Here is an 11,594-nt window from a genome sequence, read left to right as displayed (position 1 = left end):
GAAGCTTTAGCACGTGGCGAAGAACTTCCTATCGATTGGCACGACAAAATCGTTTACTACCTTGGACCATCCCCTGCAAAACCAGGCGACCCAATCGGTGCAGCCGGCCCTACAACTTCCGGTCGTATGGACGCTTACACCCCAACAATGCTTGATCAGGGTATCAAAGGCATGGTAGGTAAAGGTTCCCGCTCCAAAGAAGTTGTTGAATCCATGAAGAAAAATGGTGTAACTTACTTCGCAGCAGTTGGCGGCGCCGCTTCCTTAATTGCTAAATCCATTAAAGACTATAAAGTTATTGCTTACGGTGACTTAGGTCCTGAAGCTTTGGCTGAATTAACTGTTGAAGATTTCCCTTGCATCGTAGTTATCGACAGCGAAGGTAACGACTTCTACAAAATTGGTCAAGAACCTTATCGTCAAGAAGACTAATAAGTATTGGTCAGCTAAGCGGATAGTAGTATCCAATCCAATCTAATGATATATATAACTGAGGGACCGCCCGACCGTACGGGCGGGTCCGCTCAGCTGTATAATGTAACATATACTTGCATTCCAACAAAAAAGTAGTTACACGTTAAAACACGGCTTTTATAGCTGTGCTTTTTTGTTTTGTCTAAAAATAGTAGAATTCCTCTCTTATACGTTCTTCTTTATACTGATTTCTAAATATATCTAATTGTTATAGCCGGTATTTTTGTATTGACAAGGCTGATGAAAGAATCTATAATTAAATTATAGAAACATATGAATAGTTGTTCATATGTTTGCAGAAGTGATTTTTACAGTTAAAAAATCCGGGTATTTAGAGTCGTGTTAGCCGAAAAAGCTAACCGTAGGAATAATGTAATTATTTTGTGTAAGTATTTAGTGAAAGTAATTAGTGAAAGTATTTAGTGTAAGTATTTAGTGTAAGTGGCATACGTATATTAGTAGAGGTGAGAAACAGCAATGGAACGCATTTTATTACTTAAAAATTTAACATGTGCGAATTGCGCGGCCAAGATCGAAGACAAGATTAAGAAGATGGAAACGGTCAGTGCAGCATCGTTTTCCGTAGGGACGCAGCAATTACGAATTACATCGACAGTTCCCGACACCAATGATTTGATTACCGAAATCCAAGGTGTTTGTGATTCTATCGAAGATGGTGTGGAAGTACAGCTTTACGAACGTAAAGCAAAAGGGGCTCACGATCATCACGACCATGACCATGCTCACGGCGGCGGTCTGGTAAGCATTATTATCGGTGTTGTGGTAATGCTCGTATACGCTTTTGTTGACGGTATTCCGGAAGACATTGCCTTTGGTGTACTTCTTGCGACCTACCTATTACTTGGTTGGGGTGTTTTATGGAATGCCATTAAAAATATCGGTTCCGGTCAAGTTTTTGACGAAAACTTCCTCATGAGTGTGGCTACCTTGGGTGCCGTAATTATCGGTGAAATGCCGGAAGCGGTAGGGGTTATGCTCTTCTATCGTATCGGTACCTATTTTGAAGAAAAAGCAACGGCCAGAAGCCGCAGTGCTATTATGGATGCCATCGATATGCGTCCAGAACAAGTTCGTGTAGTAGACGAAGCGGGTCAGACCAAAGTAGTAAGTCTTGAAGACGTTCGCATCGGTCAGACTATCGAAGTAATAGCGGGTGAACGTATTCCCCTCGACGGCACCGTAATTGAAGGGACTACGCGTATCGATACAGCGCCGGTTACGGGCGAACCGGTGCCGGTACAAGTTAAACCGGGCAGCGAAATTTTATCCGGTTGTATCAACCAGAGCGGCCGCATCTTGATGCGTGTCGATAAAGAATTAAAAGACTCCATGGTTACGCGTGTGCTTGATGCTGTTGAAAACGCAGCCGCTACTAAACCACGTATCGACCGTTTTATTACGCGTTTTGCGCGTGTGTATACCCCAATCGTTGTTGTATTGGCTATTTTGGTAGCCGTAATCCCATCCTTGATTACCGGTAACTGGAATTACTGGGTATACACAGCCTTGACCTTCTTGGTTATCAGCTGTCCATGTGCGTTGGTGCTCAGCGTACCACTCGCGTTCTTCTCCGGTATCGGTCGCGGCTCCCGTACAGGTATCCTTTTCAAAGGCGGCCTATCTATGGAAGCATTGCGCAATATTAAAGCCATTGCTATGGATAAAACGGGTACCTTGACTACCGGCGAATTCGCGGTACAGTCTATTACAACAGCTGAAGGTTTTGACGAAGCAGACGTATTGGCTAAAGCAGCGGCCTTAGAAGTACGCTCTACCCATCCGGTAGCGGTAAGTATTGCCAATGAAGCTAAAAAACAAAATGTTCAGTTAGCTGAAGTGGCTGAGCTTGAAGAATTATCCGGTCGCGGTATGACCGGCGTGGTAAATGGTGTCAAAGTAGCCGTTGGCAACCGTCGTTTATTCAATGAGCTTAATATTACCGGTTATGGTGAACCGGCCAACTACGGCAGCGAAGTCTTGGTAGCCCTTGACGGCCGATATGCAGGTACTATCTTGATTGCCGATGCTTTGAAAGAAGATACTAAATCGGCTGTGGCAGAACTTGCTAAACGCGGTTTGCGTACGATTATGCTTACCGGTGACACTAAAGCGGGTGCTCAGTACATGGCTAAAGAAGCCGGTATTGATGACGTTCGTGCCGAATTATTGCCGGTAGATAAATTAAGTGTTATGAAAGAACTTCGTGAAACATACGGTTCCACCATGTTCGTAGGTGACGGTATCAACGACGCTCCTGTATTGGCCGGTGCCGACGTGGGCGGTGCCATGGGGAGCGGTGCCGATGCGGCCATTGAAGCGGCCGATGTAGTGTATATGCGCCCTAGCATCAGTGCTGTAGTTGAATCTATTCGTATTTCCTCAAACACGATTTCCATCGCTTGGCAGAACGTGATTGTAGCGTTAGGGGTTAAAATCCTCGTTATGATTATGGGCCTCTTCGGTTTTGCCAACATGTGGGTGGCCGTATTCGCCGATACGGGTGTATCCATTCTCTGTATTTTAAACTCCATTCGTATTTTATATAAAAAATAATAAGGTTTTCAAAAACGCTTAGAATGCGGCAATGAACGCCTCATACGGTAAAATCGCTCTTGGGAAAAGACAAATCAGTCAGGTCCTTCCGAGAGCGATTTTTTCTTATAAATTACCCGATTCAACACTTGACGAACCTCTTCTTTGTTGGCTATTATGAAGTATAAGCTAATGAATGGGAGGTGGCGTATGCTCACGGTATATACACATAATGAAGGCGAGCTTGTATCGGACTTAACGGTAGCCGATGCCGGCAAGGGCTCGTGGATTAATTTGGTGAATCCGGACCCCGATGAGCTATCGCTCGTCAATATCATGACGGAAATCCCTACGGACGTTTTGAAAACAGCTTTGGATACGGAAGAACGTTCGCACGTGGAAATTGAAGAAAACTACATTTTTGTTGTTATCAATATTCCGGCATTGCGCGGTAGCGACAGCTATGATACAGTGCCGCTCGGTATATTTTTAACACCGGATTTTTTCATCACCGTGTGTCTTGAAGAATCGGATGTGTTATATCCATTTATAAACAATCAAGTTGCAACGTTTTATACCTTTAAAAAAACACGTTTCTTGTTCCAAATCATGTATCGCACAGCGACTTTGTTCCTGCGTTACTTGCAACAAATCAACCGCCGTACTGACGATATTGAAATTCAATTGCGCCATACGACTAAAAATAAGGACTTTTTCCAACTGTTGGAATTACAGAAATCCATGACGTATTTTACGTCCGCTTTGAAAACAAACGGTACCGTAATGGAGCGTATCTTGCGCCTGCGTAGTCATGAAGATGTCCGTCATTTGCTTAAAATGTATGAAGAAGACGAAGATTTATTGGAAGACGTTATCATCGAAAATAAGCAGGCTATTGAAATGGTTGAGATGTATTCAAATATTCTCATGAATATGATGAACGCCTTTACCTCCATTATTTCCAATAACTTGAACTTAGTGATGAAACTCTTGGCCGGTGTAACGATTATCTTATCCGTACCGACCTTAATTTTCAGTTTGTGGGGCGTCAACGTACCGGTTCCATGGGCTGAATCGGGTGCCGAAGGATTCCCTTTCGTAATCGGCATTGCCGCGGTTGTTACTTTCATTGTAGGCATATTACTTTGGAAAAACGACTTTTTATAAGTTAAGGTATGTATGTCTGCGCGGCTCAACAATGGGTTCACGCAGACTTTTTTATTGTAAGGAGGATACTCATGAAAAAAACTTGGTTAATTTTAATTGCTGTTGTCATTGCTATCGGTGCTTGGGTAGTAAGCGGCTATAATGGCTTGGTAGGCATGGACGAAGGCATTAATAATAAATTGGCGCAGGTTCAAACGCAGTTACAACGTCGTAATGACTTGATTCCAAACTTGGTAAGCACTGTTAAAGGCTATGCATCTCACGAACAGGCCGCCATTCAAGCCGTTTCCGATGCGCGCGCTAAATTGGGTGGTGCTCGTACAGTTGAAGAAATGTCTCAGGCTGACGGTGAATTATCCAGTGCACTCAGCCGTTTACTCATGATTACGGAAAACTATCCCAACTTAAAAGCGGACCAGAACTTCCGTGCTTTGCAGGATGAGTTGGCCGGAACTGAAAACCGCATTGCCGTAGCGCGTAAAGATTATAATGATGTAGTTAATGCATATAATGCTAAAGTACGTACATTCCCTACATCCATCTATGCGGGTATGTTAGGCTTCCAACCAAAAGCGTATTTCCAGGCAGACCAAGCGGCTCAATCTGCTCCTAAAGTTGAGTTCTAGCCGTAAATCCACATACTTGTTTTCATAGGATTGTGGCAACGAACTTTGTTCTGTAAAAATCGATTGGTTAGGAGGGCTTGATGGCTTGGATAATGCGTAAAAACAGCCTTTGGAAAGTGGTCATGATGTTGCTGCTTACCGCCATCATCGCCTTACAAGCACTGGCGGTTCACGCAGCGGATATTCCGGCTAAACCACCGGCCGGTCAATATGTGGTCGATCAGGTAAACGTACTATCGAGCAAAGAAGTACAAACTATTAATGCTATCGGCACCATGCTTGATCGTTCCGGTAAAGGGCAACTGGCCGTTGTGGTAGTGCCTTCATTCGGTGATGCGGCGCCCGCTGATTATGCCTTGAATGTATTGCGCGCCTGGGGCGTCGGACACAGCGGCAAAGATGATGGTTTCGTGCTGGCCGTGGCGATGGAAGATAAGAAAATCTTTCTAACCGTAGGTTACGGTTTGGAAGGCGACTTGAATGATGCTAAAATCGGACAGCTATTGGATACCTATGCCATCCCGAGTTTTCGTCAAGGGCAATTTGGACCGGGCATTGTAAGGACGGTCTGGCAGACAGCTCAAATCGTAGATCCGGATATTAGTAAACAAGGCCAAAATTTGAATCAACAGGCACAGGCTGACAATACCATTGAACTGTCGTGGTGGCAGGTGTTGCTCATCGGCGGCGGGATTATTCTCTTCTTGATGGTTGATGCCATCTTCTTCCGAGGAGAACTCACGCGTATGCTGCTTACCATGTTTATCTTCCGCGGCGGTGGCGGCGGAGGCGGTCGTGGGGGCTTCGGCGGTGGCAGCGGTCGCGGCGGTGGTTTTGGCGGCGGCTCCGGTGGCGGCGGTGGTGCCGGTCGCGGCTGGTAAAAAATGTAAAGTAGTTTTGTGAAAATAAAAACTATCAAATAGAATACGAATAGAAAAGACGCCATATGCTTCCTTGCGATTGTTTTTGTAAGGAATATATGGCGTCCGTTAATTAGAAGGTAGATTATGAAGCAGATAGAATCAGAAGAATATAAAGAAATACAGAAAAAACGACTTATGAAACTAATCGAGATGGAAGACGGCTTGTTTGAAATCAATGGTTGGCTTTCTGTGGCCAATGTTAAGGAAAATTATAGAAAACGTAAATTTGAATCGTAAAGTTATTTTGCTCATTTTTTATTTATACTCAAGGGGACAAAAAAAGGGGACCAAAAAGGGGACTCAAATTTTACAAATAAGAAAAAAGAGGAACATTTCAAAGCGCTGAACAGAATCATAAATGCTTATGATTACTGTATTTATCAGCAATTTGAAATATTCCTCTAAATTTTAAAAATTATGGAGCCGACAATAGGACTTGAACCTACGACCTACTCATTACGAATGAGATAGTAAACCCTTATAAACATTGGCTTGATGCGGTGTCTAAAATAAAAAGTGTGGTAAAAATGTGGTAATTTTAATAAATTTTGAAAAGGCTACCTACAGAAATTTACCCTTATTACTCAATATGAAATCATTAAAGTATGAAGGGAAGTATTAATTATGAAAACTACTGCAAACACCACAAATAAAAAACTTGTCTTTATTTCATTATCCGACCTTGTGAAATATGAAAAGGCAATGCAGATTGACACAGATAAAGACACTTGTGACATTGCGGCCTTGCTACCGTGGGGTATTGCATTAAGTGATACAGAGATACAGCAATTTGAAAACGTATTAGAAATGACTTTAGACACCATAGAAGAAAGAGCCATAGCACCACTTCAAAAGGCTTTTAGAGATAGACCAATAGTATACCAAAGAGAAATCTTTCAGTACAATATAGACGAAACAACTATACAGGCGTTCTATGAATCTAAAGAACGTACAATAAGATAGACCCCTTTAATGGACACAAAGACACATTCATTTTACCCCTTTGAATAAAACTCTTTGTGTCCATTTTTTTAAATTAAATTGTACACAACTTATTTTTTAGAATGCTCACAGTGCGTTTTTAAGACTTTTATTTGTCTTTAGGTATAAAACCATTCGGAAACAATTAGACACTCTAAAAGTGGCTCCACGTTGCCAGTTTAGACCTTAAATTGAAAGTCTGAACATTAGACACAAATAAAGAGCCTTTTTACGATACTTATTTGTCTTTAGGTATAAACCATTCGGAAACTATTAGACGCTTTTAATATCGTAGCTAGCTTAGACTTTTTTGTCTTAAATCTACAGTACGATACTTATAGAATGCTCACAGTGCGTTTTTAAGACTTTTATTTGTCTTTAGGTATAAAACCATAGGGGAACACTTTAGACACTCTAAAAAGTCAATTAAACGTACCCTATAGCATCTTAAACTTGATATATGGAATAAAGACCGCATCATGGAAATACTTTGTGTCTTTTACTCTATATCTACAAAAATTCTATAGAATAATTCTTGCACGATAACTATTTGTGTCTGAACCCTTAGACACCCTTTGTTTATTGTCAGAAAGTCTGTAACCATGCAAGACCAATAGATACCCTTATAGGCGTACTTTATGTATTCTTTAATGAGTGCATAAGGTGCGCCTATTTTTTATATTTGTGTCTGTGATAAGGTTAAACACTTATAAACCCTTATAGACACTGAAAGAATAGATAATAATAGTACATAAAGAAAAACAAAAAGCGATAGAATGTTTTTGATAACGCTAATTGGAACACTTAATACCGCTTTTAATTGGTCCACTAGTTGGAGAGAAGGAAAAACAAAAGAAAAACTAAAGGTATATATACATGAGAGCTAAAGGTTAACTATAAGTTAACTAATAGATACTATAGGTATACTTAAGTATTCCTTATTTACCAACTGGTGAGATGTCCTTTAGCATACTAAAGTACCCTCATGTTCTCCCATCCATGAGTATTCCTTTAGACTGACAAAGGGAATACTACTGAATACTATAGGTGTCATAAGGTACAGACCAAAAGAGAAAAAGAACTAAAGAATACCTAATACTATAGGTGTCATAAGGTATAGACCAAAAGAGAAAGAACATAAATAGTCTTTGTCTTTTCTAACTGGTGGAGCATCCTTTAGCATACTAAAGTATTTATGTTGCAATTCAAAGAATAGACCAAAGGATAAAATTGGTAAAAAATTTGTGAACAGATATATATCATACTAAAATTTCTCATTCACCCCATAGGGGTACCAAAGTACACTATACATTACTACAGACACAATACAGAATCGTTTTATATAACGGTATGACGCTATAGGAAAGCCTTAGACAAGACTAATTATTGTCTTAACGTGTGCCGTTGGCAAGCCTAAAGCCGTTCTATGATACACAATCAGAGAGCCAAAGGAACGCCTTTAGTCTTGTTAAGGGGTACCTACAGTCCCCCTTGAAACCCCCTTGTAAACACATGATAACTCATAGACTACCTATACGAGTTTATAAGGGTACTCAATGAGTTATCATGTGTCACCAACAACTAAACATAAGACACCAACTGCAACTAAAAGCAGACACATAAATACAGTAGGGAAACCATTTGAACCCCTAAAGAAATATACTAATTTGTGTCTACTTGCAACGCCTTGCAGAAGGTGTCTTTTTTTTGTCTTGAAAAAGGGGTAACAATTATGTATTTTAAAGTGAAAGACATTGCGACAATGTGCAATAAGACACCGACAACAATCAATAATAAACTTCATGATGCGGTAAATAGGGGTATTCTTAAAAGTCATGTGTTAGACCAAACGCCGACTATACTAAATGTGCAAGACCTTCAAATATTCCTTTACAAATACTATCCATATGTGTATGATACAGTCAAGAGTAAATTTGATGTAGGTAGTCAAGAAGGGAGCTACCCACAAATGACTACACTATCAAATGGTTATACTTATAAGCCTAAAGGCAAAACTTATTTTCACATTCGAGATTTAGTATTGTTTATTGATGCAGAAGGGAACGAGGTAAAGTATAAGAACAAGATACATTTTAAGACAAAAGCACAAGCGGATAGAGAAAGACTAAAGGTTATCAAAGAGCGGAACAATGGCAAGTACTTGCAACTAGGAGCGGAAACAACTAGACACGGAAAAGGAAAGCCCAAAGAAACACCTTTATTCCTTTGTGATAGCATGAAAGAATATATTTTGTCTAAAGCCATTGAAGAAAAGACAAGAAAAGATTATTTGAGTATCTACAATACAAAGATAGTACCATTCTTCAAAAATACGCTAATTAAGGACTTAACGAAAGAGTTAGTACAGGACTTTGCAGACAGTCTAAAAGCGAACATTACAAAGTCAAGAGTGCTATTGAATATGTACTTAGATTATCTTAGGAAAAAAGGCTTTGTGTCTTTCAATGCAAGTCAAGATATAGACTATCCAAAAGACAAGGGTAGAGGGACTCAAAAGAAAGATGCTTTGACAATGGAAGAACTGCAACTCTTTTATGAGTACTACAAAGGACACCGCTTAGAACACGCAATACACCTATTCTTCCATACAGGAATGCGACCACAAGAAATGCAAGCCCTTACATGGGACGATATAGAGTACAAAGAGGATAACTCAATAGAAGTTTATATCACTAAAGCGTGGGGCGAAACTGAAATAGGTAAAGGCACCAAAGAAACAAAGAACCAAAATAGCAATAGACTTATTTATGTTCCACCAAATGAACAACTTGTAAAACTCTTAAAGCAAGCAAAAGAAAACTCTCATGGTTGTAAATATGTATTGTATAATGTAAAATATATGGCACCTATTGAAGAATGTAACTTTTCAAAACGGTATATGAGTGATGTAGCCAAAAAGCTAGGTATTAGAAAGCACATCACAGCTCACTCAATTAGACATACTTACATTTCTTTGTGTCTAAATCAAGGCATTCCTTTGCACACATTGCAAAAGCAAACAGGGCATACAGATGCTACAATGATATTAAAAACATACGGACATAATATTCAACGTATGGAAAAGGCTTTTCAGAATGTGTCTTTCGGCTACTAAAAGAGCAATACGAAAAGACAAAAAAGACATTTGTCAAAGAAATTGCATTTTACCACATTTTGAAATCGCTTGAAAGCCTTGTAAAACCTATGTTTATCCTAAATTGCACTATGTTTTTTACCACACTTTTTGCAGATGTGGTAATTTTACAACAGACAATTTATAACTTTTTGTCTTAGAAAACATGTTTTACCACATTTTTTATACCTTACAAACCCTTATAAAATCTACATTAATAGACAATGTACAAATGTTTTTAACCACACTTGCAAAAAAAAGAGAGCTTCTAAGAATCAAAAACTCTTAGAAACCCTTATAAACACTGGAGCCGACAATAAGACTTGAACTTACGACCTACTCATTACGAATGAGCCGCTCTACCAACTGAGCTATGCCGGCATGACTACTTAGTTATTTTAGCGGATTTTTGACAAAACGTCAAGAATGTTGAAGAAAAAGGTTGAAAAATTAAGCTCCATGAATTTCGGTTGTTAATAATAAATAGCTGTCATGAAGATGCGTATCCTGCATTTTCATGGCAGCTATTTTTAGTGTTTACTATATTTATATATTTTACTGCTCTTTCACATCCACGATTACAAACTCGGATTTAGTACCGGTTTTGAACTGGATAGCCCAGTCGGAAATACCGGAGGTTACGACAAAGTTGGTATTATCACGTTGTTCTAAGCCGTAAAGACGGTCGTTTTGCCCGATACTAAACCAATTGATTAATTGCTTGAGTGGAATCATCTGACCGCCGTGGGTGTGACCGGATAATACGAGATCGGCACCGGCTTTGGCTTCCGCCGCATAATCGCGCGGTTGATGGTCGAGCACGATGATATATTTACTGTGATCGAGCGGATTTATTAAATCGGCGATAGCTGCACGAGATCCGCCAAAATCGAATTCTTCGGACGCATCTTGGCGACCTACGATATAGAAACGGTCATCCAACAAGATGCTTTCATCTTGAAGTACGACAACACCGTTTTTTTCAAGCTCGGCGACTAAATCATCGCCCGTGAAGTCACGTGAACCCGGTCTGTAAAGGGCTTTGTCGTGGTTGCCGAACACATAGTATACGCCGTACTGCGTGTTAACATATTGGAGCGCTTGCGTGGCTTTAATCATTTCCGCTTTAGTTGTTCGTTCATCCACAAAGTCACCGGCAATGACGAGCAAATCAGGTTTAGCTTTTTCAATCGTTTTCAAATGCTTGGCAAAACCGTCAGCATCGAAGGTGGATCCTAAGTGGGAGTCGCCGATGAGGGCGATGCGAAGGTTGCCCACTTTTTTATCAGTCGTCACGGTGTAATCGGTTTGGGCTACATGGTGAGCCTGATACCAGCCGAGGCCGAGATATAAAACAGTAATCAGAATGCCCGCTGCCGCACTTACCGAACGGGAGACGGTAGCGATATCAAACTTCATGGCCAGGATGCGCAAGATTTCGGCAAGGCTCCAGAAGACGGTCAGGTGAAGCAAGACAATGATGGCATTGGTAATGGTATATGACATCCAGATTAAGGCCGTAGGCACGACAATAATAAGGGCGCTCAGAAGCCATGTCATGATCTTACTGCCGTTTGTCAAAACCTCTATAAACGGCAAGCGGCCTACACTATAAATCAGAAATAATAAACTGGCACCGCCCAAGGCAAAGAGGCTGCCAAAAAGTATTAACCACATCATATAAATTCCTCTCTTTTTTCAATAAGCTTAAGGTATAAAATAGTCAGCTTTGATACG

At 40.4% G+C, this 11,594-nt stretch carries 9 protein-coding genes and 2 tRNA genes; 8 read left to right on the top strand and 3 right to left on the bottom strand.

The features are described 5' to 3' along the window. The 6 genes from E7204_RS02685 to E7204_RS02660 form a co-directional block, all read left to right on the top strand. The coding region (locus tag E7204_RS02685) for a FumA C-terminus/TtdB family hydratase beta subunit (protein ID WP_295181300.1) at window positions 1-432 on the top strand (432 nt) is incomplete at its 5' end. 519 nt (window positions 433-951) lie between these two features. Further along, entirely contained in the window at window positions 952-3,048 is a 2,097-nt protein-coding gene (locus E7204_RS02680) for a heavy metal translocating P-type ATPase (protein ID WP_295181298.1), read from the top strand. Between the two features lie 189 nt (window positions 3,049-3,237). Next, complete coding sequence (locus tag E7204_RS02675) at window positions 3,238-4,194, top strand: magnesium transporter CorA family protein (RefSeq protein WP_295181296.1); 957 nt, start codon at window positions 3,238-3,240, stop codon at window positions 4,192-4,194. Between the two features lie 71 nt (window positions 4,195-4,265). Beyond that, window positions 4,266-4,820, top strand: coding sequence for a LemA family protein (locus tag E7204_RS02670; protein ID WP_295181294.1), 555 nt, complete (start codon window positions 4,266-4,268; stop codon window positions 4,818-4,820). Between the two features lie 80 nt (window positions 4,821-4,900). After that, complete coding sequence (locus E7204_RS02665) at window positions 4,901-5,701, top strand: YgcG family protein (protein WP_295181292.1); 801 nt, start codon at window positions 4,901-4,903, stop codon at window positions 5,699-5,701. Window positions 5,702-5,827: 126 nt separating this feature from the next. Then, entirely contained in the window at window positions 5,828-5,980 is a 153-nt protein-coding gene (locus E7204_RS02660) for a hypothetical protein (protein WP_295181290.1), read from the top strand. 181 nt (window positions 5,981-6,161) lie between these two features. Here the strand turns inward: E7204_RS02660 and E7204_RS02655 are convergent. Then, a tRNA-Thr gene (locus E7204_RS02655) sits at window positions 6,162-6,235 on the bottom strand. A gap of 132 nt (window positions 6,236-6,367) precedes the next feature. On the opposite strand from E7204_RS02655, the gene E7204_RS02650 reads away from it, so the two are divergent. Both E7204_RS02650 and E7204_RS02645 read left to right on the top strand, forming a co-directional pair. Then, window positions 6,368-6,706 (top strand): hypothetical protein, encoded by a 339-nt coding sequence (locus E7204_RS02650; RefSeq protein ID WP_295181288.1) that lies wholly within the window; start codon window positions 6,368-6,370, stop codon window positions 6,704-6,706. Between the two features lie 1,762 nt (window positions 6,707-8,468). Beyond that, window positions 8,469-9,839: a site-specific integrase gene (locus E7204_RS02645; RefSeq protein ID WP_295181286.1), complete on the top strand. Its 1,371-nt coding sequence runs from the start codon at window positions 8,469-8,471 to the stop codon at window positions 9,837-9,839. A gap of 323 nt (window positions 9,840-10,162) precedes the next feature. On the opposite strand, the gene E7204_RS02640 is transcribed toward E7204_RS02645, so the two are convergent. Together E7204_RS02640 and E7204_RS02635 are read right to left on the bottom strand one after the other, a co-directional pair. Beyond that, window positions 10,163-10,238 (bottom strand) — tRNA-Thr (locus tag E7204_RS02640). Between the two features lie 174 nt (window positions 10,239-10,412). Further along, a complete protein-coding gene (locus E7204_RS02635; protein ID WP_295181284.1) occupies window positions 10,413-11,537 on the bottom strand; it encodes a metallophosphoesterase in 1,125 nt (374 codons plus the stop codon). Window positions 11,538-11,594: the final 57 nt, after the last annotated feature.

The sequence above is a fragment of the Veillonella sp. genome (assembly GCF_015058545.1).
Taxonomy (GTDB): Bacteria; Bacillota; Negativicutes; order Veillonellales; family Veillonellaceae; genus Veillonella_A.
The sequence above is the reverse complement of the archived record's forward strand: the minus strand, read 5'-3'. Positions and strand labels throughout refer to the sequence as shown.

What these genes read in the sequence shown, in the direction of transcription:
- E7204_RS02650 (WP_295181288.1), top strand. Translation starts at nt 6,368, where the DNA reads ATGAAAACTACTGCAAACACCACAAATAAAAAACTTGTCTTTATTTCA.
- E7204_RS02660 (WP_295181290.1), top strand. Translation starts at nt 5,828, where the DNA reads ATGAAGCAGATAGAATCAGAAGAATATAAAGAAATACAGAAAAAACGA.
- E7204_RS02675 (WP_295181296.1), top strand. Translation starts at nt 3,238, where the DNA reads ATGCTCACGGTATATACACATAATGAAGGCGAGCTTGTATCGGACTTA.
- E7204_RS02665 (WP_295181292.1), top strand. Translation starts at nt 4,901, where the DNA reads ATGGCTTGGATAATGCGTAAAAACAGCCTTTGGAAAGTGGTCATGATG.
- E7204_RS02680 (WP_295181298.1), top strand. Translation starts at nt 952, where the DNA reads ATGGAACGCATTTTATTACTTAAAAATTTAACATGTGCGAATTGCGCG.
- E7204_RS02670 (WP_295181294.1), top strand. Translation starts at nt 4,266, where the DNA reads ATGAAAAAAACTTGGTTAATTTTAATTGCTGTTGTCATTGCTATCGGT.
- E7204_RS02635 (WP_295181284.1), bottom strand. Translation starts at nt 11,537, where the DNA reads ATGATGTGGTTAATACTTTTTGGCAGCCTCTTTGCCTTGGGCGGTGCC.